The 20,500-nt window shown below is 65.7% G+C and carries 36 protein-coding genes, 1 other RNA gene and 1 pseudogene; 28 read left to right on the forward strand and 10 right to left on the reverse strand.

Going from position 1 to position 20,500, the window contains the following annotated elements; translation table 11 throughout:
• Positions 1–62 precede the first annotated feature (62 nt).
• On the reverse strand, positions 63–695 hold the full coding sequence (locus INT51_RS07555) for a hypothetical protein (RefSeq protein WP_193104615.1): 633 nt from the start codon (positions 693–695) through the stop codon (positions 63–65).
• 269 nt (positions 696–964) lie between these two features.
• On the opposite strand from INT51_RS07555, the gene panB reads away from it, so the two are divergent.
• Complete coding sequence (panB, locus tag INT51_RS07560) at positions 965–1,792, forward strand: 3-methyl-2-oxobutanoate hydroxymethyltransferase (RefSeq protein WP_193104617.1); 828 nt, start codon at positions 965–967, stop codon at positions 1,790–1,792.
• A 79-nt stretch (positions 1,793–1,871) separates the two neighbouring features.
• On the opposite strand, the gene INT51_RS07565 is transcribed toward panB, so the two are convergent.
• Entirely contained in the window at positions 1,872–2,081 is a 210-nt protein-coding gene (locus tag INT51_RS07565; RefSeq protein ID WP_193104619.1) for an SPOR domain-containing protein, read from the reverse strand.
• Between the two features lie 37 nt (positions 2,082–2,118).
• Between INT51_RS07565 and map the strand changes: the two genes are divergently transcribed.
• A complete protein-coding gene (map, locus tag INT51_RS07570) occupies positions 2,119–3,006 on the forward strand; it encodes a type I methionyl aminopeptidase (protein WP_193104621.1) in 888 nt (295 codons plus the stop codon).
• A 176-nt stretch (positions 3,007–3,182) separates the two neighbouring features.
• Positions 3,183–4,334: a polyphosphate--glucose phosphotransferase gene (ppgK, locus tag INT51_RS22135; RefSeq protein ID WP_193104623.1), complete on the forward strand. Its 1,152-nt coding sequence runs from the start codon at positions 3,183–3,185 to the stop codon at positions 4,332–4,334.
• A 57-nt stretch (positions 4,335–4,391) separates the two neighbouring features.
• Here the strand turns inward: ppgK and rnpB are convergent.
• Positions 4,392–4,756: RNase P RNA component class A (gene rnpB, locus INT51_RS07580), an RNA gene on the reverse strand.
• A 136-nt stretch (positions 4,757–4,892) separates the two neighbouring features.
• On the opposite strand from rnpB, the gene INT51_RS07585 reads away from it, so the two are divergent.
• A complete protein-coding gene (locus INT51_RS07585) occupies positions 4,893–5,666 on the forward strand; it encodes a YaaA family protein (RefSeq protein WP_226832117.1) in 774 nt (257 codons plus the stop codon).
• 6 nt (positions 5,667–5,672) lie between these two features.
• Here INT51_RS07585 and INT51_RS07590 read toward each other — a convergent pair whose 3' ends face one another.
• Genes INT51_RS07590 through INT51_RS07600 form a run of 3 tightly spaced genes read right to left on the reverse strand, consistent with a single transcriptional unit; the run spans position 5,673 to position 8,262 of the window.
• Positions 5,673–6,527: a Nif3-like dinuclear metal center hexameric protein gene (locus INT51_RS07590; protein WP_193104627.1), complete on the reverse strand. Its 855-nt coding sequence runs from the start codon at positions 6,525–6,527 to the stop codon at positions 5,673–5,675.
• A complete protein-coding gene (gene sufU, locus INT51_RS07595; protein WP_193104629.1) occupies positions 6,527–6,988 on the reverse strand; it encodes a Fe-S cluster assembly sulfur transfer protein SufU in 462 nt (153 codons plus the stop codon). The genes INT51_RS07590 and sufU overlap by 1 nt, the downstream gene beginning before the upstream one ends.
• Positions 6,985–8,262 carry an aminotransferase class V-fold PLP-dependent enzyme gene (locus INT51_RS07600; RefSeq protein WP_193104631.1) on the reverse strand — a complete coding sequence of 426 codons (1,278 nt, stop codon included), beginning with the start codon at positions 8,260–8,262 and terminating at the stop codon, positions 6,985–6,987. The genes sufU and INT51_RS07600 overlap by 4 nt, the downstream gene beginning before the upstream one ends.
• A gap of 120 nt (positions 8,263–8,382) precedes the next feature.
• Between INT51_RS07600 and INT51_RS07605 the strand changes: the two genes are divergently transcribed.
• Both INT51_RS07605 and xerC read left to right on the forward strand, forming a co-directional pair.
• On the forward strand, positions 8,383–8,676 hold the full coding sequence (locus INT51_RS07605) for a hypothetical protein (protein WP_193104633.1): 294 nt from the start codon (positions 8,383–8,385) through the stop codon (positions 8,674–8,676).
• A gap of 191 nt (positions 8,677–8,867) precedes the next feature.
• Entirely contained in the window at positions 8,868–10,139 is a 1,272-nt protein-coding gene (xerC, locus tag INT51_RS07610; protein WP_193104634.1) for a tyrosine recombinase XerC, read from the forward strand.
• 63 nt (positions 10,140–10,202) lie between these two features.
• On the opposite strand, the gene INT51_RS07615 is transcribed toward xerC, so the two are convergent.
• From INT51_RS07615 to INT51_RS07625, 3 genes are all read right to left on the reverse strand, one after another.
• Positions 10,203–10,391 carry a helix-turn-helix domain-containing protein gene (locus INT51_RS07615; protein ID WP_193104636.1) on the reverse strand — a complete coding sequence of 63 codons (189 nt, stop codon included), beginning with the start codon at positions 10,389–10,391 and terminating at the stop codon, positions 10,203–10,205.
• Positions 10,391–10,591, reverse strand: a complete 201-nt coding sequence (locus INT51_RS07620) for a hypothetical protein (protein ID WP_193104638.1) — start codon at positions 10,589–10,591, stop codon at positions 10,391–10,393. Before INT51_RS07620 ends, INT51_RS07615 begins: the two co-directional genes overlap by 1 nt.
• A gap of 321 nt (positions 10,592–10,912) precedes the next feature.
• On the reverse strand, positions 10,913–11,119 hold the full coding sequence (locus INT51_RS07625) for a hypothetical protein (protein ID WP_193104639.1): 207 nt from the start codon (positions 11,117–11,119) through the stop codon (positions 10,913–10,915).
• 204 nt (positions 11,120–11,323) lie between these two features.
• Here INT51_RS07625 and INT51_RS22140 point away from each other — a divergent pair, with 204 nt between their 5' ends.
• A complete protein-coding gene (locus tag INT51_RS22140) occupies positions 11,324–11,497 on the forward strand; it encodes a hypothetical protein (RefSeq protein ID WP_226832123.1) in 174 nt (57 codons plus the stop codon).
• Positions 11,498–11,506: 9 nt separating this feature from the next.
• Here the strand turns inward: INT51_RS22140 and INT51_RS22830 are convergent.
• Positions 11,507–11,659, reverse strand: a pseudogene (locus tag INT51_RS22830) (hypothetical protein); the annotation flags it as partial.
• Between the two features lie 493 nt (positions 11,660–12,152).
• Between INT51_RS22830 and INT51_RS07635 the strand changes: the two are divergent.
• From INT51_RS07635 to INT51_RS07735, 21 genes are all read left to right on the forward strand, one after another.
• Positions 12,153–12,371, forward strand: a complete 219-nt coding sequence (locus INT51_RS07635) for a hypothetical protein (RefSeq protein WP_193104643.1) — start codon at positions 12,153–12,155, stop codon at positions 12,369–12,371.
• Complete coding sequence (locus INT51_RS07640) at positions 12,368–12,559, forward strand: helix-turn-helix domain-containing protein (protein WP_193104645.1); 192 nt, start codon at positions 12,368–12,370, stop codon at positions 12,557–12,559. Before INT51_RS07635 ends, INT51_RS07640 begins: the two co-directional genes overlap by 4 nt.
• Before the next feature lie 157 nt (positions 12,560–12,716).
• The gene (locus INT51_RS07645; RefSeq protein ID WP_193104647.1) at positions 12,717–12,941 is read left to right on the forward strand and encodes a hypothetical protein; all 225 of its coding nucleotides are present in this window, start codon (positions 12,717–12,719) and stop codon (positions 12,939–12,941) included.
• A 3-nt stretch (positions 12,942–12,944) separates the two neighbouring features.
• Positions 12,945–13,166, forward strand: coding sequence for a hypothetical protein (locus tag INT51_RS07650; protein WP_193104648.1), 222 nt, complete (start codon positions 12,945–12,947; stop codon positions 13,164–13,166).
• 126 nt (positions 13,167–13,292) lie between these two features.
• On the forward strand, positions 13,293–13,733 hold the full coding sequence (locus tag INT51_RS07655; protein WP_193104650.1) for a hypothetical protein: 441 nt from the start codon (positions 13,293–13,295) through the stop codon (positions 13,731–13,733).
• A gap of 2 nt (positions 13,734–13,735) precedes the next feature.
• On the forward strand, positions 13,736–14,341 hold the full coding sequence (locus tag INT51_RS07660) for a hypothetical protein (protein ID WP_193104652.1): 606 nt from the start codon (positions 13,736–13,738) through the stop codon (positions 14,339–14,341).
• Between the two features lies 1 nt (position 14,342).
• Entirely contained in the window at positions 14,343–14,597 is a 255-nt protein-coding gene (locus INT51_RS07665; protein ID WP_193104653.1) for a hypothetical protein, read from the forward strand.
• Positions 14,594–14,749 carry a hypothetical protein gene (locus INT51_RS07670; protein WP_193104655.1) on the forward strand — a complete coding sequence of 52 codons (156 nt, stop codon included), beginning with the start codon at positions 14,594–14,596 and terminating at the stop codon, positions 14,747–14,749. The genes INT51_RS07665 and INT51_RS07670 overlap by 4 nt, the downstream gene beginning before the upstream one ends.
• Entirely contained in the window at positions 14,746–15,432 is a 687-nt protein-coding gene (locus INT51_RS07675; protein WP_193104657.1) for a lambda exonuclease family protein, read from the forward strand. The genes INT51_RS07670 and INT51_RS07675 overlap by 4 nt, the downstream gene beginning before the upstream one ends.
• A complete protein-coding gene (locus INT51_RS07680) occupies positions 15,425–15,967 on the forward strand; it encodes a hypothetical protein (protein WP_193104658.1) in 543 nt (180 codons plus the stop codon). The genes INT51_RS07675 and INT51_RS07680 overlap by 8 nt, the downstream gene beginning before the upstream one ends.
• A complete protein-coding gene (locus INT51_RS07685; protein ID WP_193104659.1) occupies positions 15,964–16,266 on the forward strand; it encodes a hypothetical protein in 303 nt (100 codons plus the stop codon). Before INT51_RS07680 ends, INT51_RS07685 begins: the two co-directional genes overlap by 4 nt.
• A 45-nt stretch (positions 16,267–16,311) precedes the next feature.
• On the forward strand, positions 16,312–16,800 hold the full coding sequence (locus INT51_RS07690; RefSeq protein ID WP_193104660.1) for a single-stranded DNA-binding protein: 489 nt from the start codon (positions 16,312–16,314) through the stop codon (positions 16,798–16,800).
• 154 nt (positions 16,801–16,954) lie between these two features.
• Positions 16,955–17,164, forward strand: a complete 210-nt coding sequence (locus INT51_RS07695; RefSeq protein ID WP_193104661.1) for a hypothetical protein — start codon at positions 16,955–16,957, stop codon at positions 17,162–17,164.
• A gap of 136 nt (positions 17,165–17,300) precedes the next feature.
• Positions 17,301–17,513 carry a hypothetical protein gene (locus INT51_RS07700; protein ID WP_193104662.1) on the forward strand — a complete coding sequence of 71 codons (213 nt, stop codon included), beginning with the start codon at positions 17,301–17,303 and terminating at the stop codon, positions 17,511–17,513.
• Positions 17,510–17,725 (forward strand): hypothetical protein, encoded by a 216-nt coding sequence (locus INT51_RS07705; RefSeq protein ID WP_193104663.1) that lies wholly within the window; start codon positions 17,510–17,512, stop codon positions 17,723–17,725. Before INT51_RS07700 ends, INT51_RS07705 begins: the two co-directional genes overlap by 4 nt.
• Before the next feature lie 233 nt (positions 17,726–17,958).
• Positions 17,959–18,312, forward strand: a complete 354-nt coding sequence (locus INT51_RS07710) for a hypothetical protein (RefSeq protein WP_193104664.1) — start codon at positions 17,959–17,961, stop codon at positions 18,310–18,312.
• A 9-nt stretch (positions 18,313–18,321) separates the two neighbouring features.
• Positions 18,322–19,029 carry a hypothetical protein gene (locus INT51_RS07715; RefSeq protein WP_193104665.1) on the forward strand — a complete coding sequence of 236 codons (708 nt, stop codon included), beginning with the start codon at positions 18,322–18,324 and terminating at the stop codon, positions 19,027–19,029.
• Positions 19,026–19,184, forward strand: a complete 159-nt coding sequence (locus INT51_RS07720; RefSeq protein WP_193104666.1) for a hypothetical protein — start codon at positions 19,026–19,028, stop codon at positions 19,182–19,184. Before INT51_RS07715 ends, INT51_RS07720 begins: the two co-directional genes overlap by 4 nt.
• Entirely contained in the window at positions 19,181–19,498 is a 318-nt protein-coding gene (locus INT51_RS07725; RefSeq protein WP_193104668.1) for a hypothetical protein, read from the forward strand. The genes INT51_RS07720 and INT51_RS07725 overlap by 4 nt, the downstream gene beginning before the upstream one ends.
• On the forward strand, positions 19,498–19,782 hold the full coding sequence (locus INT51_RS07730) for a hypothetical protein (RefSeq protein WP_193104670.1): 285 nt from the start codon (positions 19,498–19,500) through the stop codon (positions 19,780–19,782). The genes INT51_RS07725 and INT51_RS07730 overlap by 1 nt, the downstream gene beginning before the upstream one ends.
• Positions 19,769–20,500, forward strand: a complete 732-nt coding sequence (locus INT51_RS07735; protein ID WP_193104672.1) for a hypothetical protein — start codon at positions 19,769–19,771, stop codon at positions 20,498–20,500. Before INT51_RS07730 ends, INT51_RS07735 begins: the two co-directional genes overlap by 14 nt.

The raw sequence follows: 20,500 nt of genomic DNA on the forward strand, positions 1-20,500 counted from the left end.
CAGCACGACGCCCCGACATCCGGGGTGGACGTCAGGGCGCGGAGCGGTCGACCGGAGCCTGATCACATGTTGGCTTGGACGTACCATTCGCCGTCGTCGGCCTTGACCATGCCCATGTTGACCGACTGGCCGGCCATCGTGACCGCAGCGGAACCATCGCCGTTGTCCGTCAGCTCGATCATGGAGGCATCGATCGTGTCGAACATGCCCGGCTGGAGCTCGATCCCTTGGCCCTCGAAGCCAGCTTCCAGACCCGGTGCGCAGGTCTCAACGAAGGACTTGCTGGGCGCGCCTCCGGTCGTTGGATCGAAGATCATCTCGCAGGCTCCCGCGGCGTCATCGTCGAGCACCTGCATGAACTCGACGAAGCGCTCGGATCCCGCCGTCAGATCGTCCTCGGAGAGCTCACCGCCGGCAGCGCCTTCCTCACCTTCGGAGGCAGCGGCGTCGTCACCCTCCTCCTCAGCGGCAGGAGCGTCACCCTCCTCCTCAGCGTCCGGGGCGTCACCTTCCTCCTCAGCGTCCGGGGCGTCACCTTCCTCCTCAGCAGGCTGGTCCTCTTCGGTGACCGTGCCGTCGCCGCCCTCGTCCTCTCCCCCGAGAAGGCCTCCGCAGGCCGAGGCGCCCGCGACGATCGCGAGGGCTCCCAGCCCCGTAGCCGCTCCCCGTACTGTCCTGCGCATGATCGACGTCATGATCGTGTCCTCCCTCGTGATGACGGCATTGATACCGACGAATCATAAGAGTTCCATAATCCGTCCGTGGCCGACATGGGGAGGACTCCCCATTCGTCCCACGCGCTCCTGCGCCGGCCCGACGGGGGCGCGAGACCCGGGGTACCGGTTCGATCGGCCCCGCCGATAGGCTGTGGGGACGCAGGACGCCCCGTCTCGACCAGCTGCGCCCGTGGGGCGCGACGGCGGACGGCACACCACCCTTCCTCCATCCCGTCCAGGAGCACATCGTGAGCACCCCTTCCGGCACCGCATCCGTCGGCCCGGCCAAGATCCGAATTCGCCACCTGCAGGACGCCAAGGAGCGCGGGCGACCGTTCTCGATGCTCACCGCATACGACCAGTACTCGGCCAAGGCTTTCGAGGCTGCTGGGATCGAGGTGCTCCTGATCGGGGACTCCGTCGGCACCACGGTGCTCGGACACGCCACGACGACCGGGACCACGCATCAGGACATGCTCACTTTCACCGGCGCCGTCGCCCGCAGCGTGCACCGCCCCCTGATCGTCGCCGATCTCGCGTTCGGCACGTATGAGACCGGGCCGCTGGACGCGGTGAACCACGCCGTCGAGCTGGTCCGTGCGGGCGCCGAACTGGTCAAGCTCGAGGGCGGGCACGCGCTCGTCCCGCAGATCCGTGCGCTGGTCAATGCCGGGATCCCTGTGATGGGGCACCTCGGATTCACCCCGCAGTCCGTGAACTCGCTCTCCGGGCACCGAGTCCAGGGTCGCGATGCCGCGGCCGCGGACGAGCTGGCCGAGAACGCCCTGGCGATCCAGGACGCGGGCGCCTCGGCGATCGTGCTCGAGCTGGTCCCGGCCCAGGTCGCCGCTCGCATCACCGAGGTCCTCCACGTGCCGACGATCGGAGTCGGTGCCGGCCCGTCCTGCGACGGTCAGGTGCTGGTGTGGCAGGACATGGCGGGGCTCTCCGGCTTCCACGGGAAGTTCGTCAAGAATTTCGCGGATATGCGTGGCGATCTCACGCGTGCAGCCGAGCAGTACCGCGCCGAGGTGACTGAGCGCACGTACCCGGGTCCGGAGCACTCCTTCGAGTGAGGGCACCCTCCCCTCGCACGGCCGCTCCGGTGACCGAGTCGGTCACCGGAGCGGCTGCGTACAGGGAGGATCAGCGGAATCAGTCAGCCGGAGCTGACGCGTCGCCGTCGCCCTCCCAGGCGTCGTCCTCCTGCTCCCACTTCTCATTGCGGTCGGCCGCAATCGTGAGCGCCTGCTGCGCCTGCTCCGGCGTCGAGTACGGCCCCATCAGGTCGTTGACGGGCGACTGGCGACCCTCCTCCACTCTGCCGGTGCTGAGGTTGTAATAGAACTCCGTGCCCTCGGTCACGTCGATCTCCTTCCACGTCGATGAGAGACTGGTAGGTATGACTGTAGAGCAGGTGTGGACCCGTCCAGAAGGCCGTGAAGTGCTGGTTCCCGGCACGATCGGCCCACCTCGCGCGGTGCCCGCGCGAATCGAACGCCCCGAGTACGTCGGCAAGGACGAGGCCGTCTCCGACTCCGGGCCCCGGGTGCAGACCGCCGACGTCATCGAGCGGGTGCGCGAGGCGAGCCGCGTCGCAGCACTCGCCCTGCAGGCCGCCGGGGAAGCCGCCGAACCCGGCGTGACCACCGATCACATCGACGCGGTGGTCCATGAGGTGCTGATCCAGCACGGCGCCTATCCGTCCACGCTCGGCTACCTCGGCTTCGAGAAGTCCTGCTGCACGAGCCTGAACGAAGTCATCTGCCACGGCATCCCGGATTCCACCGTCATGCAGTCCGGTGACATCCTCAACGTCGATGTCACCGCATTCCTGCACGGCGTCCATGGCGACACCAATGCCACCTTCGCGGTCGGCGAGGTCGACCTGCACGCACAGCAGCTGATCGACCGCTCCCACGAGGCGATGATGCGCGGCATCCGCGCCGCCAAACCGGGCCGCGAGGTCAACGTCATCGGCCGTGTGATCGAGAAGTTCGTGGCCCGTCATGGCTACGAATCGGTGCGCGACTACACGGGGCACGGGGTCGCAGAGGGATTCCACAACGGCCTGATCATCCCTCACTACGACTCGGCGCCCATGTTCGACGATGTGATCACCGAGGGCATGACCTTCACGATCGAACCGATGGTCACGATCGGCTCGCAGGCGTCGGAGCAGTGGGACGACGGCTGGACCGTGGTCACCAAGGATCGTTCCTTCACCGCCCAGTTCGAGCACACGATGCTGATCACTGCGGAGGGCCCCGAACTGCTCACCATCGTCTGAGTGCTGAGTGCTGAGTGCTGAGTGCTGAGTGCTGAGTGCTGAGAGTGCTGAGAGTGCTGAGAACGAGAAGAGGCCCGGTCCCGGGCCGGGTATCGTGATTGCACCGTGCGCTCTGCCAGGGCGCGGCGACCTCCGGGCGGCATTTCCTGCCCGACCCTTCGGAACCAGGAGACGCGATGAGCAAGGCGAAGACCCCGATCGCTTTCGGGATCGACATCGGCGGCAGCGGCATCAAGGGCGCCCCTGTCGACCTCACCACCGGTCAGCTCACTGCGGAACGAGTGCGCATCCGCACCCCCCAGCCGTCGACCCCCGATGCGGTGGCAGACGCCGTGCGTGACCTGGTCGCCTCGTTCGACATCCCGCGCGGGACTCCCGTGGGCGTCACCTTCCCGGCGGTCATCCAGCACGGGGTCGCGAAGACCGCGGCCAACGTCGACAGCTCCTGGATCGGCACCGATGTGGACGCACTGCTCACCGAGCGCACCGGGCACGACGTGTTCGTCGTCAACGATGCCGATGCAGCCGGTATCGCCGAGATGGATTTCGGCGCCGGGCAGGGGCGCAAGGGCGTGGTGCTCGTGATCACGCTCGGCACCGGTGTCGGCAGCGGGATGTTCGTCGACGGGAAGCTCGTGCCGAACGCCGAGCTGGGACACCTCCCCCTCAAGGGAGATTCCGCCGAGAAGTACATGGCCTCGTCCGTGCGCGAGCGTGAAGAGCTGTCGTGGAAGAAGTGGTCCAAGCGTCTGCAGAAGTACTTCTCCCTGGTGGAGTTCCTGTTCAGCCCCGACCTCATCATCGTCGGCGGCGGGATCTCCAAGGAGCATGAGAAGTTCCTGCCCCGTCTGGATCTGCACACGCCGATCGTGCCTGCGGGACTGCGGAACGAAGCCGGTATCGTCGGCGCCGCGGCACTGGCCCAGCGCGCGACGGCTCCTTCCGGCGACGCCTCGTCGACGCCTGCCCCAAAGCCGGATGCGAAGAAGGCACCTGCGACGAAGAAGCCTGCCTCCAAGACGTCATCCGGTGGGGCGACGGCCTCCGCCTCCACGGCGCGGACAAAGACCACCTCGGCCGCAGCCGGCACGAGCGCCAAGAAGTCCGCACCCGCGAAGAAGGCTGCGCCGTCCACGAGGGCGGCGTCGACCACAACATCTGCGTCGGCGTCCACCACAACGTCCCCCTCGGCGACGAAGTCGGCGCCCACCACGAAATCCGCTTCCGCGAAGAAGCCGGCGTCCACGAGCAAGCCCGGTTCCGCGAAGAAGCCGGCGGCGGCGGCCAAGAAGACGGCATCGACGACGTCGAAGGCGTCCAAGAACTGATTCGCCCCTCTCTGACCGAACACCCCGCAGCGCGTGACGTCACGCGCTGCGGGGTAAGGGACCAGCCGGCCTGTAAGCCGGGTTCTGTGATCGGCAGCCATCCATCTCGTATCGCCGTTGCCGACGATCTCCAGCGGTCTACCCGGGAACTCGGGCCGGCGCCCTCTAACGTTCCCTGTCTGACCTTGCTCCCGGTGGGGTTTACCGTGCCGACCTCGTCACCGAGGCCGCGGTGGTCTCTTACACCACCCTTTCACCCTTACCGACCGTGCCCCGAGGGGTACGGGCGGCGGTCTGCTTTCTGTGGCACTGTCCCGCGGATCACTCCGGGTGGGCGTTACCCACCACCGTGCCGGATGGAGCCCGGACTTTCCTCGGCCCCGGAGCGTGAGCCCCGAGGACGCGGCTGCCCGGCCGACTGGTCCGCCACGGATTCTACGCCGACACCTGCCCGTACCCACCACTGCTGAGGGTCCGCGCGGCTGTCTGACGTGCGGAAGGTCTCGCGGGACGCTCCCGGTGCGCGGAAGGCTCGCATCCGATAATGGGCAGGTGCTGATGCTGCTGCCGCCCTCGGAGACCAAGACCCGACCCTCCCAGTTCGGCGCGCGCGCCCTGGACGTCGAGTCCCTTGGGCTTCCACAGCTGGCCGGGGCACGACGCACGATCCTGCGCGCGGCCCAGCGCACCGCGACTGTGAAGGACGCCGCGGCGAAGCTCGGCGTCCCGGCCTCCGCTCCCGAGCTCGTGGCGCGTATGGCACAGCTGGACGACGAGCCGACAGCACCTCCGCTGGCCGTGTACTCCGGGGTGCTGTACGACCAGCTCGAGGCGTCCCACTCGCCGGCCCCGGATCGCAGAGTGCTGGTCCAGAGCGCCCTGTTCGGCCTCGTCGATGCCGGGAGCGACCGGATCCCCGCCTACCGGCTCTCGGCCGGTTCCACCCTCTCCCGCCTCGGGAGGGCCGGCTCCTGGTGGACACCGCGCCTCCGTCCGATCTCCGCGCAGCTGCGCACCGAGCAGGCCGACGGCGACTCCCCCGTCGTGATCGACTGTCGCTCCGGCTCCTACCGTTCGATGATGGCGATGGCCAGCTCGGAGAGTGTGCGCGTCCTCGAGGTCTCTCCGGTCCAGGAGCGCGGCGGGGTGCGGAAGGTGATCTCGCACGATGCGAAACGGTATCGCGGGCTGGTGGCGCGGGCGCTTCTGGACGCCGAGCGGACGCCGACGTCGGCCGATGAGGTCGTCGATGTCGTCCGGGCCGCCTTCGGGGAGGGCCTGCTGGTCGAGCTGGACGCGGACCGTCTGGTGATCGTCGACCGGGTCGCCTGAGCCGGCTCAGTCCGCGCGGCCGCTCCAGGGGTCGGTGGTGTGCTCGCTGAGCAGCACCTCGAGGCCGGGCACGGTCTCGGTGAGCAGATCTCGGGCCGCCGGGAGCCAGAGTGCTTCGCTCGCCGCATGCGGGACGTCGATCAGCGCGGGCGCCCCGGCAGGGTCCGCAGCGGCCTCCACGTGCTCGAGCGCGGGATGGTGGCGCAGATCCGAGGTGATGTAGGCGTCCACACTGGCGGCAGCCGCCTCCTGGAGGAAGGAGTCACCCGCGCCCGGGCACACCGCGAGGGTTCGCACCGGGCGATCCGCAGGTCCGGTGTGGAGGATCCCGCGGGCGGTGTGCGGGACGGTGCCGGCGATCGCCGCGGTGAGGGCGCCGACGGTCGTCGGCCGCGCAAGGGTCCCGACCGCGCCGAGGCCGAACAGACGCGAGCCGTGGGCGCCGCTGTCCGTCTCGCGCCCGGGCACGAGCGGCCGGGCGTCCTGCAGGTCGAGAGCGGAGATCCACGCACCGACGGTCCCCCGGGTGGAACGGTCCACATTCGTGTGACCGCACCACAGCGCGACGCCGGCGCGCAGCAGAGTGGTGACCACCGCGCCCTTGCCCTGGTCGGCGGGCAGGAAGTTGGCCCCTCGCAGCAGCAGCGGGTGATGGGTGACCAGCAGTTCGGCGCCGCGATCCACGGCTTCGCGCGCTACCTCGAGCGTCGGATCGACCGCCAGGAGCACACGGCGCACGGCAGCCGAACGCTCCCCCAGCACCATTCCCACACGGTCCCAGTCCTCGGCCCAGTCCAGAGGGTAGGCCTCTTCGAGGGTCCCGATGACGGACCCGACGCTCAGGGCCGCGTGCTCGCTCATCACTCCCCCAGGGTCTGGATCTCGACCAGGGCCGCCTGGTATGCCTTCCAGGGCATGAGCACGCATTTCACTCGGGCTGGGAACTTCGCGGCGCCGAGCAGCGCGACGCCATCACCGATCAGCTCCTCGTCCCCGTCGATCGTGCCGCGCGACCCCATCGCAGCTTCGAAATGCTCACGCACCGGATCCATCTCGGCGACCGTCCTCCCGAGGAGGAGATCCGCCATGATCGACGCGGCGGCGCGGCTCATGGCGCAGCCGATCGCCTCGTAGGAGACGTCCTCGATACGCCGCTGCTCGCTGGCTCCGGAGAGGTGGAGGCGCAACGTGATCTCGTCACCGCAGGTGGGATTGACGTGGTGGACCTCGGCGTCGAACGGCTCGCGCAGCCCAGCGTGCAGCGGGCGCTTGTCGTGCTCGATGACGAGTTCGGTGTACAGGGAGTTCAGTGACGTGTTCATGACAGGGATCCGAAGAACTCGGCGGTGCGGGCGACGCCGGTGACGAACGCCTCGACCTCCGCGGTGGTGGTGTGGACGGAGAAGCTCGCGCGGGTGGTGCCGTGGAGCGCGAAGCGGCGATGCAGGGGCCAGGCGCAGTGATGGCCCACTCGCGCCTGGATCCCCAAGGAGTCGAGGACCTGCCCGACATCGTGCGGGTGGCGGCCTTCCAGCTCGAAGGAGACGGCCCCGGCGCGGCCCGGCCCCGCGGCCGGACCGAAGACGCGCACCCCGTCCAGGTCCGCGAGACCGCGCAGCGCCTGGTCGGTGAGCACCCGTTCGTGCTCGGCGACGTTCTCCATGCCGAGCGCGTCGAGGTAGTCGCAGGCGGCGGCGAGGCCGACGGCCTGACTGATCGGCGGCGTCCCTGCCTCGAAGCGGGCAGGAGGTTCCGCGTAGGTCGAATGGTCGAGGTGGACGACCTCGATCATGGAGCCTCCCGTGAGGAACGGGGGCAGGGCTGCAAGGTGCTCATAGCGACCCCAGAGCACGCCGATGCCGGTGGGGCCGAGCATCTTGTGCCCCGACAGCGCCACGAAGTCGACGCCGAGCGAGGCGACATCGACGGGCATGTGCGGGACGGACTGCGCGGCATCGAGCACGGTGAGCGCGCCGACTGCGCGGGCCGCCTCGACCAGACGGGACACGGGATTGATGGTGCCCAGCACATTTGACTGGTGGGTGAACGCGACGACCTTGGTGCGCTCCGTGATCAGCGAGTCCAGATCCGTGAGATCGAGGGTGAAGTCCTCCGCCATCGGGATCCAGCGCAGGGTCGCACCGGTGCGTCGGGCGAGCTCCTGCCACGGCACCAGATTGGCGTGGTGCTCCATCTCTGTCACCAGGATCTCGTCGCCCTCGCGCACCCGCAGATGGGCCGGGGTCGAGGCATCGCCGTTCCCGAGGCAGTAGGCGACCAGGTTCAGGGCCTCGGTGGCGTTCTTCGTGAACACGATCTCCTCGGCACTGGGGGCACCGAGGAAGTCCGCGACCCGCTTCCGTGACCCTTCATAGGCGTCGGTCGCGGCCGCTGCCATGCGGTGGGCGCCGCGCTTGACGGCCGCGTTGTCGCGGGTGAGGTAGGCGACCTCGGCGTCGATCACCTGGCGCGGCCGCTGCGACGTGGCGCCGCCATCGAGGTAGATCATCGGGGTGTCCGGATCCATCATGCGGTCCAGGATCGGGAAATCCGCCCGGATCGCCTCGACGTCGAACGGTCTGCTCGGTGCACTCACCTTCGCGGCTCCTCCTTCGATCGGTGCCGGTCGCGGGGCTCTGATCAGGACCGGAAAGGCCTGACCCACCGCGCGGGGGTCCGTTCAGTATAGGAACAGTCCAGGGAACCGCCCGAGGTCATGAGACCCTGTCCACACCGGCACCTGTCCCCGCTCGAAGGATGCATCATCGACACCCTGATCCTGCTCGCATTCGGCCTGTCGTTCGTCGTCATCCTCGGGGTCGCCGTCTACCGCATGATCTCGCGGCGCAACCAGGCGCGCGACGAGGCGCGGGAGGCGGGCTTCCCCTCCGGCGAGAGGCCCCGTACGGACGAGCAGAAGTCCCAGGACAAGCGCACGGCGACGGTCTGGGGCTGCGCGGTGCTGCTGATCCCGTGCGTGCTCGTGCTCGCGTATTACCTCACCCGCTGAACGGGTGGGAAGAAGGGTGGGTCGTGAGGGGCTCGAACCCCCGACCTCCTGGGTGTAAACAAGAGGGTCGCCCCTATAGGCCAGACCGGAAACGCCCCTGACCTGCACCGTCCGGGTTGTGTGAGTACAAGTCAGTACACATCAACTCGTACACAAACTAGTACACTCACGGACACGGAGAAGGAGGCGTCATGGCCAAGGAAAAGAAGCGTCGGCAGCACGGCACCGGGACCGTGTTCGAGCGGGCGGATGGCAGGTGGATCGGCAGGTACAGGGACGGGTATACGGCGAGCGGTGGGGCAAGGTTCCGCACCGTCTCGGCGAAGACCGAAGACCAGTGCCGTGCCGCGCTCAACAAGGCGGTCCGGGATCAGCGGAAGGCCGACGCGGAGTCGAGCATCGACCAGAAGATGAACGTTAAGCGGTGGCTGGACCTATGGCTCCCCATCCGCAAAACCAGGGTTGCCCCGAAGACGTACACGGACGACGCATCGGCGGCGAGGCGCTGGATCGTCCCGGCTATCGGTGAGCGCAGACTCTCGGACCTGTCCCCCGCCGACCTCCGCAAGGTCGACGCGACGATCCGCAAGGGCAAGCCAGGGAAGCCCGCGCCGGGACAGGCGACGATCAAGCGCGCCCGCGAAGTGCTCACCGCCGCGATGAAGGCCGCAGTGATCGAGGGGTACTCGATCCCGCACCGCGTGTTCCTCGTGCCCCCGCCCGCGAAGGGCGTATCCGACCGGGCCGCGATCCCCGTCGACCAGGCGTTGCGAATCCTGAAAGCATCCGAAGCCGACCCGTACCGTTCCCGCTGGGTCGCCGCGCTACTGAACGGCATCCGTCAAGGCGAGGCGCTCGGGCTTACTTGGGACCGCGTAGACCTCGACCATGGCGTCATCGACGTGGCCTGGCAGCAGCAGGAACTCGTCAACGAACACGGCTGCTCCGACGATCCCGAGAAGCCGACGTGCGGGAAGAAGCGTGCGGCGTCCTGCCACTCGCCCCACTTCCGCGTTCCGGACGGCTACGAGTACCGGCAGATTCAGGGGCGCTGGCACTGGGTGCGGCCTAAGACCAAGTCCGGGACGCGCCTGGTGCCCCTTGTGCCGTGGCTCGTGGCGGCACTGAGGGAATGGCGCATGGTCGCCCCGTACTCGCCGTACGGCCTTGTGTGGCCCGCACCCGGTGGCGGTGTGCGCGAGAAAGGCGACGACCTCCGAGCATTCCACGACCTGCAGGCGGTGGCTGGCGTCGCGCACCCGTCAGGCAGGCCCTATCACGGCCACGAGATGCGCCATGCGACCGCGTCAATCCTTCTCGCGTTGAAGGTCGACACGCAGATCATCGTCGCACTCATGGGGCACAGCTCGATCCTGTCGTCCCGTACGTACATGCACCATGATCAACAGCAGCTCCGTGACGCGCTCGATGGTGTCGCTGAACGACTCCAACTCACGACCTGACGCGCACGACTCATGCCCCCGCTCGATCCTTCACCGGATCGAGTGGGGGCGCTTTTGTCGTCTCTAGGCGCGGCGGATGATGCGGTACACGATCTGCCGGTGCACGCCAAGCGTCGCGGCGATCTGCGGCACTGGCACGCCATCGGCGTACGCGGATTGCACGGTAGCGTCCCGGCCCGCCGTGGCGGCGTGTAGCGCCTCCTGGGCCACGTCTAGCGCTTCCTGAGCGGCGCGCAGGTGATCCAGGGTCACTAGGCCTTCTCGATCTGGTCGGCGCGGGCACGGAGCCATTCGCCCACCGTCAGCTCGGTCCAGGTGTCTTCATCGAAAGCGTCGCCCGCCACGAGGTACGGCTCATCAGCCCATGCGCCCATAGCGTCCGCCGCGTCCCGAAGCGCTTCGGCTTGTGCGGCACGGACCTGCCCAGTGAGTTCGGTGTCGTCGGTGCTCATGTCGTCTCCTTCGGTAGTGGTTCGCTTGGTGCGGGCGGGGCGGGGGCCATCTATTGTCACGCGCTCACCCCAAAAAGGGTGGCCTGCTGGTCATGGGGGACGGTTCCGCACGTGTGGGCGCAGGGGCATTTGGGGGCGGTAATGCCATTGCCCGCCCCGTGGCACCCGCCGTGCACAGGGTTGTGGTCGAGCCCGTGATGGTCAAGTGCCGTATGCCCACATTGGCACTGTCTGTAGACACTCACTGCTGGGTTGCTGTTCATGGCCGCGGTGGTCTCCTTCGGGTTGGGGCCGGGGCGATGATGCCCCGGCCCGTGGCGGTCAGAAGCTGAACGCGGGGAGGTCGAGAAGGTGGGCGATTTCCCGCTCCGCGTCCCCGGCGATTCCGAGGGTGGAGGCGAGGTTGGCGAGCGAGGCGGTGGCGGCCAGCGATTCGGCCTCCGACTCCGGGGAGGCCCAGGGCCGGGTGACGACTGCGGCGTACTCGTTGGCGAGGGACTGGACGAGGGTGGCGGTCGAGGCGTTCATTTTGTTTCCTTCGGTAGTGGCTTGCTTGTTACTCATACTGTAGCCGCCCAGTTACAGCGGCGTCAAGGGGCTTCTTGTGCCAACTTTTTGTGTCAAGTGTTCACTGCTCGTGCCCAGACCGTGACCCGCTTCGCCGGGCAGGTGTCTGCCGCGCCCGATACCCTGCTCGAACATGTATTCGAACGCTGGCAAGGAGGCCACCCAATGACCGACAACCCCGCGAAACACAGAATCGCCGCCCCCCACGCATGGGAGGCGGCGACCGTGCAGGAACTCTGGGTGCTATCCGACCGGCTGGGCATCCCGGCGTGCGCGATCTTCACCGCGCCGCAGAAGCTCGTGCGGGGCAACGCGGAGAACGTCAGCGACCGCAACTAGCCCGTCCATGGGGAAGTTCGCTTTGCCGTCCAGCCACGTGTAGAGGCTGGACCTGTTCACTCCGGCCTTGAATGCAAGCTCGGAGATGGTGACGCGCTGGGCTGCCGCCTCGGCGCGTATCTCTTGTCCTAGCGCGATGGTGCGTGGGTCGATGCTGGTCATGCCTCAAATGTACGTCCATGCGGTCAGAGTGTCCATACTTGCGGACGCATAGCCTACTTGTAAGTAAGGTCAAGGCTTGTTAAAACCCTGGTCAAGAGTCCTTATTTCCGGTCAGAGTGTCCGCCAAACCGTGTAGCTTGTACTTATCGCCCCGGACGAACGGCCCACCAGCCAGACGGAAGAGTGGCAGAGGTACTTCTCAACTACATAGCAAGACACTCCCGGCTAGGAGTCGCTACGACGTTTGACTGCCGAGGGGATCAGGCCTGCAGCTAGGGCCGGACACACGAGTCCATAACACTGCCGAGACCATCACCCCGTACGTGATGGAGCGAGCGTCCCCGTACTACATGGGCCGCGCCGGAGTGAACCGGCCACCACACACACCAAAGCCCCGTGCCGTTCAATCCGGCCATCCTCGGAGGTAGACCGAGGCGGGGTGCGCATATTTTTTGCCCAACGATTCCTGATATCCGGACACGAGGAGCACCACATGGACACCACATGCGACTACTTCACCGCAACACCCGAAACGCAGGCACAGATGATCACTGACTCGAAGGCCCGCCTCGCCCGCACTCATCGCGGCCCCGACAACTGGTCGGCAGACATGGCCCTCTCGAACCGGCGCGCATTCGCCGCACTCGCCGCCATGCGCAACGGAACACCCCGACCCACCTGGGGCCGACGCAACGCAGGAGCCGCCAAGTGAACGACACGAAGCACGCATACACGGTCCAGGAAGCAGCCGACGCTCTCGGCCTGTCCCGCTCCACCGTCCAGAAACTCCTGCACACCACCGACCCCGTTGATTTCCTGCCCTCCGCACTCATGGGCAGTAAACGACTCATCCGCCCCGCACACATCGAAGCGTGGCTCGACCGACACATGGAGGACTGACCCATGACCAGTTACGCGCTCGAAACTCTCGCAGGTATCGCCTGCGTATCCATCGCTGTCGGCTGGTTCCTCGCCGGTATCGCCTACTTCACCTGGCCGCGCCGCAATGCCCGCTGACCAGTCCCCCGCCACCGTTACCAACCGAAAGAAGCCCACCATGCACGTATCGACCCGCATCGAGCGCGAGAACGCCGCCATTGAACTCTGCAACATCTTCGGATTTGACTTCGAACTGGCAATGGAGCACGTGGCCGACTACATCAACCCTCGTGGGACTAGGCGGGCACACGTGCCCCTGGGGCGCATCCCCCGCGACATGGCACCCGGCGTGAACGTCCACGGCCTCTCTCGCCGCGACTACGCAGCGCCCAAGGCGGCGTGAACCGTGGCAAGGCACAGTTTCGGCAACGTCACCGGAAGGCGACGGCTGATCAGTTACCCGGACACCACGGGCGATACCGCCTCCGACCGCGTGGACAAGTGGCGGGCGCGTATCGAGCTGGCACCCATCGCGTACATGGCCACATCGACTCTCCTGTCACGTCGCGCGACCAACGCACAGTGCGCAGACATGATCCGCCACCTGTCCAAGTGGATCGCCGCATGACATCCCGCGTAAACGAGATAGCGGTCCTCATCGCATGCAACGCCGACCGGTGGACAACACGAACCCACCGGATGCGCGCACACATCTACATCACCCGTAACGGACTCGAATACAGGAGCAGATGACATGGCAATTCTTGACCCCGGTATCCAGCAGGCATCCGCCAACCTCATCGCCACACACAAGCGCGTCGTGAAGGACAAGAACCGACAGATCAGCGAACTGCAGGCCAGCAACGGTGCACTACAGCGTGCACTACAGGAACGCCCCGAGGCGCAGGAGAACCCCCGCCCCCTCACCGCCGACGACATCCCGGTCCGTGAGTTCGAGGCGATGGCAGACCGTGCGCTTGCACGGTGGGACCGCGCCAAGACGGTCTGGGCACCACGAGACGCCATGCGCGAGGCCATGCGCGCCGCTCTCACCCCGCCCCCGTCCCGCCCCGAGGGTGCCGAGGAACTGCAGGCGCTGATCCGCCAGGCCGAGGCGGAGGGCGAAGGCGCGGACAACGAAGCGCTCGCCAACTATCTCGCCGCCCGCCTGATCGACCCGACCGTTAAGGAGTAGTCATGACCGCGCACGCAAGCACATTTACATCACCCAAGACGGACTCGAATACAGGAGCAACTGACATGGACAACCAGGAACGAAACCGGGAAGCACTAGTCGACCACATCGCCGAGCAAGACCGCATTCTCCGACGACGCAACGAGCAGATCGCGCGGCAGGCTAAGCAGATCGAGAACCAGTCCCGTAACGCAGAGGAAGATCAGCGGGCAATCGAGGCGATCGAGGCCGAGCGGGACGAGTACCGCGCCATGCACTCCGAGCAGATCAAGACGATCGCCCGCCTGCAGAAGAACCCCCGCCCCCTCACCGCCGACGACATTACCGACGAGATGGTCGTTCGCGGGGCCGAGGCAATCCGGGGCATCGTGGCCGACTCCCTCCCCGTTCACGGGTCGCACATCTCCCGCGCACGCACTGCTACCAAGGTTCTCCTCGCCGCTCTCACCTCGCCCCCGTCCCGCCCCGAAGGAGCCGAGGAGTTGGCAGAGGTGCTGGACCGCATGGACCCCACCGCAATAGGGGGACCACTGACGGCACAGGAAGTCATCGCCCTGGCCGACCACCTCGCCTCTCGTGGCGTCCGCGCCACTGGAAAGGACAACTGACATGACCCCCACGCGCACGTTCACCGGATACGCCGAAGTCATCACCCAGTTCCTCACCGACTACCAGCTCCCCGAACCCCGCGCCGTGTTCATCTACACGGAGGGCAACGCGATCTCGTTCCTGTTCGACGGCGACTCCGAAACCGCCGAACTCATCTCCGAATCCCTCTACTGGGAAACCAACGAACTAGACATCACCGTCGCCACCGTGAAGTACGACGGTGTGCACATCACCGCACAGGTGTACGAATCATGACCCGCGACGACTGGAAACCGTTCGTGTGCAAGTCGCGCGGCTACGGCTTCTGGTACGTGTCCTTCCCCACCTGCACCATGCGGGAACTCTACGCAACCCAAGCCGAAGCCTTCACCCACGCCCTCGAAATCGCTAGGAGACAACGCCGATGACGCTAACCATCTTCCCCGAGCTTGAGCAAGGGTCAAGCGAGTGGATTCAAGCGCGAGCAGGAATCGTCACCGCTAGCACCGTTGGGAAGCTGCTCACCTCGACAGGCAAGGTCGCCAACAACGACACGTCACGCACGCTGATCGAAACCCTAGCCCTCGAACGCATCACCGGACGGGTCGAAACCATGCGCCCCACGTTCGACATGGCAAGAGGGACCGCACTCGAACCCTCAGCGCGAGAGGTGTACGCCGAACGCAGAGCGCCCGTCACCGAGGTTGGATTCGGTCGCATCGATCAGGACGGGTACTCGTTCGGCGGATCGCCAGACGGTCTAGTCGATGAGCTAGGGGGCCTCGAAATCAAGTGCCCCAAGCCGCTCACCCACTTCCGCACCACCCTCGACCAGAACGTGCCGAGGATCTACCTTCCCCAGATCCACGGAAACATGCTCGTATTCGACGCCGACTGGTGGGATTTCATGTCCTACGCGCCCGGCATGTCGCCCTTCGTTAAGCGCGTGCACCGGGACACGGAATGGGACGACGCAATCACCGAAGCCGCACATCTGGCAGAGGATGCCATCCGCGCCCTCATCCAGGCGTACGGAGACACAACGGCAGGCAACCACCCCACCGAGCATTTCGACCCGTTCGACACAGAGGAAGTGATCACCTTTGGCTGACATTCGAGCAGCTATCCAGCCACGCAGCGACCAACTCAACTACGAGTCCTTCCTGTCAGGCCCCGCCGTTCTCACCATTGAGCGGACCGAGGACTACCGAGACGAGAAGGGCCAGCCGCGCGTCGCCATCCACATGGTGGAGCAGCCGGGGAAGCCGTTTAAGGCGAACGCAACCAACCTGCGCCTACTCGCCATCGCGTGGGGAGACGACGATACGGACTGGCCTGGTCGCCGCGTGCAGCTCACCGCCGACCCCACGATCGTCTACGGCGGCAAGGCCGTTGGGGGCATCGTCGTCACCGCTGTCTCCCACCTCCCGCAACGGTTCACGGCAAAGCTTTCCGTGACTCGCGGCAAGAAGCGGGAGTTCCCCGTGGAGATCCTCCCCACCGAGCAGCCCCCACCGATCCCCGCGTTCAACACGCTGGCCGACGCGCACGCCTACTACCGGGAACGACAGCAGGCAGGCGCGTCACCCAACGAACTCGCCGCCATCCAGGCAGCAGCACCCACCGAAACACAGGAGAACACGTGAGCTGGCCCAACGATTACGAGACCATCGCCTCGGTCGAATGGCGATACGAGTCCTGGGAATACGACCAGACCGAGGTGTATCGCCGGAAGGACGGCGCACTGTTCCGTGCTTCCGACTCGGGATGCTCATGCCCGATCCCATTCGAGGACACCACCGAGGCCGACCTGACCCCCATCCGGTCGCTTGCCGAATGGAACCAGTTCGCGCGGGGAAGCCTCGGGGACAGCAGTAGCCCCGACCTGACCCTGCGCGATATCGAGGAAGCTGCGGCCATCATCCGTAAGCACCTCACAGCCTGACCCGCTCCACCCCCGCATCACACCCCAACACACAGGAGAAACACTTTGGCTCAGATCAGCTTTGAAGGCCGTATCACCGCAGACGCAGAGATCAAGTACGGAAACGACGGAAAGCCCCGCGCATCGTTCAGCGTTGCCGAGAACTTTCGGGCGCAGAACCGGCAGACGCAGGAGTGGGAGGACAGCGGCGTGACGTTCCATAACGTGACGCTGTTCGGTCGGCTCGCCGAGTCCGCGCCGCTCACCAAGGGACAGGTTGTCACCGTGGCGGGTACGCAGAAGTCGCGGGCATACACGAACAACGCGGGTGAGCAGAAGCAGTGGACGGAGACGACCACGAACACGGTCGGCGTGGTGCCCATCCCGCCGCGTGCCGGTGCCGCCTCGCCGTCTCCCCAGGGCGAGCAGTTCAACCCGCAGTACGCCCCGCAGCAGCCCGAACAGCAGGGATTCGCACAGCAGGGATGGCCCCAGGCTACACAGCCGGGACAGGGCCGGCAGCAGGGCTACGGACTCACTGATCCGCCGTTCTGACCGATGGGTAACCCGGAATAGTCGCCACGCTATTCCAGCTTAACCCCGCACCACCCGCGCGACAGGCAGGCGAGCCGGTTCAAGTCCGGCCGCGCACCCAGCAAGCGTCACCAACCGGTGGCGCTTTTCCTTACGCCCAATGAACGGAGACGACATGCCCTTTGATGGCTTCGGCGCACGCATCAATGACCATTATCCGATTCCTACCTACTATCCTGGGAGCATGGAGCAGCCCGCAGAAATCACCGTGTACTGCTCATGCGGGCAATACGAATACTTCTCCCAAGCATCAGCAGGCGGGGGATGCGACACGGACTGGCGCGACGACTACGAGAAGCATCTACAGGAGGTTGAAAATGAGTGACCAGAAGCCCTCACGCCCCGCAACCTGGGACGAGATCGAAACAGGATTCCACGAGTACGCATCCGAACTTACGAAGGGGGAACTATCCCTAGCGGAAGACGGGGGAACTTCCTACCCGCCCGACTACGCAGACTGGGTGGTGTCCATGCACGCGGCGCGGGAATGGCTCGCCGCGCATGACGCCCGTGTCAAGCGTGACGCCGCTAGGGATGCGCTCGACGGGCTGGCGGCAGAGTCCCGCGCGCTGGCCCGCGACATGGAGCCTCACGACCAGGGATCGAACGCCTACACCGCACGTGCCGCACGCCTCTACCGCGACACCCACCACCCCGAGGACGTGAACCAGTGAACATCACCCCTGACGTGTGGCCCGCCGACACCGAGCACCTGCGTACCCGTATCACTCGCCTGGAAGCACAGTCCGAGACGCGCGGGTTGCAGATCGAGTACATGAAGGCACGCATCCAGTCCGTGCGGGACGTGCTGGACAACATCGACACGTCGAACGACCCGGCACTGCATGACGGATTCGCAGACATACTCCACGCCCTGGAAGTGTGACTATGGCTCGACGCTAGTAACAGTTCCTCTCTGACCACTTAAGGCATCCCGACATGGGGTGCCTTTTCTCATGCCCAAAAGGAGGCGAACCCAATGGACAACTCGACTCTGGCACGTGTCCGCCGTATCGCAGAAACCGCCGCGCGAGCCGGTGTAGCAATCCACCCCCGCTACATCATCGCCGTGATTGATGGGAGGAAGTGTTGAGGCAGCAGTTCTCGATGCTGGTCCCGATGGAGTTGGCGATCAGCAACAACCGCACCGCGCAGGTCTGGAAGCGGCAGAAGGTGAAGGACGGCATGAAGGCCCTCACCCGTGAAGCCGCGAAGGATCGTTACCCGGTCGGTAAAGCCACTATCTGGGTCGGCATCGAGAAACGCACACGTGGCGCATACGACCCTGTAAACCTCACCGACACGTTCAAGGCCATGGTCGATGAACTCGTGAACATGGGCGTGCTTGATGAAGACGACTACCACCATGTATCCGGTCCCTGGCTCTACCACGCAGGCATCGACAAGCACATGCCCGCACGGACGATCCGCGCAACTATCACGCTCGTGGACTACCACCCCAAACCCATCTAAGGAGGTCGCATGTCCTGCAGTATCAACGGATGCGAAAACGGCGGGAAGCTGGCACGCGGCTACTGCAATAAGCACTACATCAGATGGCGCAAGCATGGCGACCCGCTGCAGGTGAAGGCTTCATGGGAGACCTGCTCCATCGCCGACTGCGGGCGGCATGCACAGGGGCGCGGTTGGTGCAAGATGCACTGGAAGCGCTGGCGCACCCACGGCGACCCCGAGCACGTCCGGCCTGTGCCCGCACCAAAGCCACGCTGCGCGGTAGACGAGTGTGAGAAGCCCAAGCACGGGTACATCTACTGCACGAAGCACTACCAGCGGTGGAAGGCGAGCGGTGACCCGCTCATCGTGGGTCCGCGCCACCCCGGCAGAAACCGGCTCGACGTGCCCAGCTATGCGGGCATGCACAAGCGGTTGTTCTACGACCGGGGACGCGCATCCAAGCATGCCTGCGTCACGTGCGGAAACCCAGCGCACGAATGGTCATACAGCGGTAACGACCCCGACGAGATGCGCGAGAACGTGCGCGGCTCGGTCGTCGCCTACTCCGTCGACCAGTCGCACTACTCGCCCCGCTGCCGCCCTTGCCACCGCCACATGGGCGAGTCCTTGGTCCGCGACCGCGACGATTCGGGGCAGTTCATCCCCACCGCACGCAAACGCTACGGCGACACACCCGGAATCACCATCCACACAATTCGAGAGGACACACCATGAGCGCACCCATCTACTTCTGGGGATTCGACCGTGACGGCTACATGCTCGCCACGGTCGGCAAGAGCACGGCACTGCGGCCCATCGAGATTACCCGCAAGCAGGCTGTGGAAATCATCTGCGCACTGGCCCGCGACATTGGAGAGGACACCCCATGACCACCGACGCAGCACTGACCGAGCAGGTGGCCGAGGCCGTCCGGCAGGCCCTGTCCGACGGGGAGGCCCTGCAATGCACCAGGGTCTGGGAGGCGTGGCTCTACAAGACGATGACCGACGAGGACTTCACCGATGCGTCGGACGGGCCGCTGGTCGAAGAGGTCACCGCAGCTGTCCTCCCGAGCATCCGCAAGGCACAAGCCGAGGCGTGGGCGGAAGGCTACAACGATGGTGTGACCGACACGCTCAATAATTCGCCAGTCGAGACGCCCAGCCCGTACGCCGAATACGACCTGACCGAGGAGGCTCGCTGATGGCCCGTAAACGCCGCCCGTTCTCGCGTGTTCCTGGTTTCCGGCCCGCACCGTACATCGAGTTCATGGAACGCATGTACTCGGACGTGGGCATCACTGAGGACGACATGCAGCCGTCGTTCGAGCAGATGGAAGCAATCACCCGCGCCGCCGTCGAGACGGCACGGAAGCTCGAATGGATCGAAGCTAACCACGCACCGTACCCCGTGCACGTCACCGAATACGCGGGCGAGACGTTCGTGACACCGCCACTAATTGACAAGGAGGACCATGGCGAAGCTTAAGGGGCAACTGTTCGCCCGCCTCGCACTCGACTACTTCGACCACCCGAAGGTTGCAGGCCTCTCGTCGGATGCCATCGTGGCGCACTTGGAGATGCTGGTCTACTCGCGCAAGTACCTCACCGATGGCGTGATCCCGATGCGTGTAGCAATGCGCTACGCAATGCCTGTAGTAGACGAGCTGGCATCGAACGACCCCGAGAACCCTTCTGTCACGCGATGTGATGACGGGTCGCTGATCCTGTACGGGTACGGCGATTTCCAGGAGACGAAGGCCGATGTTGACGGTCGGCGCAGGTCAGCGAGAGAGCGCGCTGAGGCTCGCTGGTCGAAGGATGCCAAGAGCACTGCTCCACGCAATGCACGTAGCAATGCTGCAAGCAATGCAGAGACAGAGACAGAGACAGAGACATATATAAGCGCATCGCAAGCGAGCGCAAAGGTCCCTGATCTGTTCCCTGACTGGTGGGCCATCTGGGGGAAGAAGAAAGCCAAGGGAGACGCAGCCAAGGCATACAAGGCCGCGTTGAAGATCATCCCCCACGACGACCTCATGGCAAAGACGCGCACCTACTGGGAGCACGTCAAGGCGACAGGCCTAGAGCTGACCTACGTCCCCTACCCCGCATCATGGCTCCGTGCCGAGCAGTGGGACGACGACCTGACCGCAGACACACCCCAGCAGCAGCAGGCGGTGTTCGACCCTAGACAAGGATGGTGA

The sequence above is a fragment of the Brachybacterium sp. FME24 genome (assembly GCF_014897705.1).
In the GTDB taxonomy this organism is placed as follows: domain Bacteria; phylum Actinomycetota; class Actinomycetes; order Actinomycetales; family Dermabacteraceae; genus Brachybacterium.

What these genes read in the sequence shown, in the direction of transcription:
- INT51_RS07555 (WP_193104615.1), bottom strand. Translation starts at nt 695, where the DNA reads ATGACGTCGATCATGCGCAGGACAGTACGGGGAGCGGCTACGGGGCTG.
- map (WP_193104621.1), top strand. Translation starts at nt 2,119, where the DNA reads ATGACTGTAGAGCAGGTGTGGACCCGTCCAGAAGGCCGTGAAGTGCTG.
- ppgK (WP_193104623.1), top strand. Translation starts at nt 3,183, where the DNA reads ATGAGCAAGGCGAAGACCCCGATCGCTTTCGGGATCGACATCGGCGGC.
- INT51_RS07585 (WP_226832117.1), top strand. Translation starts at nt 4,893, where the DNA reads ATGCTGCTGCCGCCCTCGGAGACCAAGACCCGACCCTCCCAGTTCGGC.
- INT51_RS07590 (WP_193104627.1), bottom strand. Translation starts at nt 6,527, where the DNA reads ATGAGCGAGCACGCGGCCCTGAGCGTCGGGTCCGTCATCGGGACCCTC.
- sufU (WP_193104629.1), bottom strand. Translation starts at nt 6,988, where the DNA reads ATGAACACGTCACTGAACTCCCTGTACACCGAACTCGTCATCGAGCAC.
- INT51_RS07605 (WP_193104633.1), top strand. Translation starts at nt 8,383, where the DNA reads ATGAGACCCTGTCCACACCGGCACCTGTCCCCGCTCGAAGGATGCATC.
- xerC (WP_193104634.1), top strand. Translation starts at nt 8,868, where the DNA reads ATGGCCAAGGAAAAGAAGCGTCGGCAGCACGGCACCGGGACCGTGTTC.
- INT51_RS07620 (WP_193104638.1), bottom strand. Translation starts at nt 10,591, where the DNA reads ATGAGCACCGACGACACCGAACTCACTGGGCAGGTCCGTGCCGCACAA.
- INT51_RS07625 (WP_193104639.1), bottom strand. Translation starts at nt 11,119, where the DNA reads ATGAACGCCTCGACCGCCACCCTCGTCCAGTCCCTCGCCAACGAGTAC.
- INT51_RS22140 (WP_226832123.1), top strand. Translation starts at nt 11,324, where the DNA reads ATGACCGACAACCCCGCGAAACACAGAATCGCCGCCCCCCACGCATGG.
- INT51_RS07635 (WP_193104643.1), top strand. Translation starts at nt 12,153, where the DNA reads ATGGACACCACATGCGACTACTTCACCGCAACACCCGAAACGCAGGCA.
- INT51_RS07645 (WP_193104647.1), top strand. Translation starts at nt 12,717, where the DNA reads ATGCACGTATCGACCCGCATCGAGCGCGAGAACGCCGCCATTGAACTC.
- INT51_RS07655 (WP_193104650.1), top strand. Translation starts at nt 13,293, where the DNA reads ATGGCAATTCTTGACCCCGGTATCCAGCAGGCATCCGCCAACCTCATC.
- INT51_RS07660 (WP_193104652.1), top strand. Translation starts at nt 13,736, where the DNA reads ATGACCGCGCACGCAAGCACATTTACATCACCCAAGACGGACTCGAAT.
- INT51_RS07665 (WP_193104653.1), top strand. Translation starts at nt 14,343, where the DNA reads ATGACCCCCACGCGCACGTTCACCGGATACGCCGAAGTCATCACCCAG.
- INT51_RS07670 (WP_193104655.1), top strand. Translation starts at nt 14,594, where the DNA reads ATGACCCGCGACGACTGGAAACCGTTCGTGTGCAAGTCGCGCGGCTAC.
- INT51_RS07675 (WP_193104657.1), top strand. Translation starts at nt 14,746, where the DNA reads ATGACGCTAACCATCTTCCCCGAGCTTGAGCAAGGGTCAAGCGAGTGG.
- INT51_RS07695 (WP_193104661.1), top strand. Translation starts at nt 16,955, where the DNA reads ATGCCCTTTGATGGCTTCGGCGCACGCATCAATGACCATTATCCGATT.
- INT51_RS07710 (WP_193104664.1), top strand. Translation starts at nt 17,959, where the DNA reads ATGGAGTTGGCGATCAGCAACAACCGCACCGCGCAGGTCTGGAAGCGG.
- INT51_RS07715 (WP_193104665.1), top strand. Translation starts at nt 18,322, where the DNA reads ATGTCCTGCAGTATCAACGGATGCGAAAACGGCGGGAAGCTGGCACGC.
- INT51_RS07720 (WP_193104666.1), top strand. Translation starts at nt 19,026, where the DNA reads ATGAGCGCACCCATCTACTTCTGGGGATTCGACCGTGACGGCTACATG.
- INT51_RS07725 (WP_193104668.1), top strand. Translation starts at nt 19,181, where the DNA reads ATGACCACCGACGCAGCACTGACCGAGCAGGTGGCCGAGGCCGTCCGG.
- INT51_RS07730 (WP_193104670.1), top strand. Translation starts at nt 19,498, where the DNA reads ATGGCCCGTAAACGCCGCCCGTTCTCGCGTGTTCCTGGTTTCCGGCCC.
- INT51_RS07735 (WP_193104672.1), top strand. Translation starts at nt 19,769, where the DNA reads ATGGCGAAGCTTAAGGGGCAACTGTTCGCCCGCCTCGCACTCGACTAC.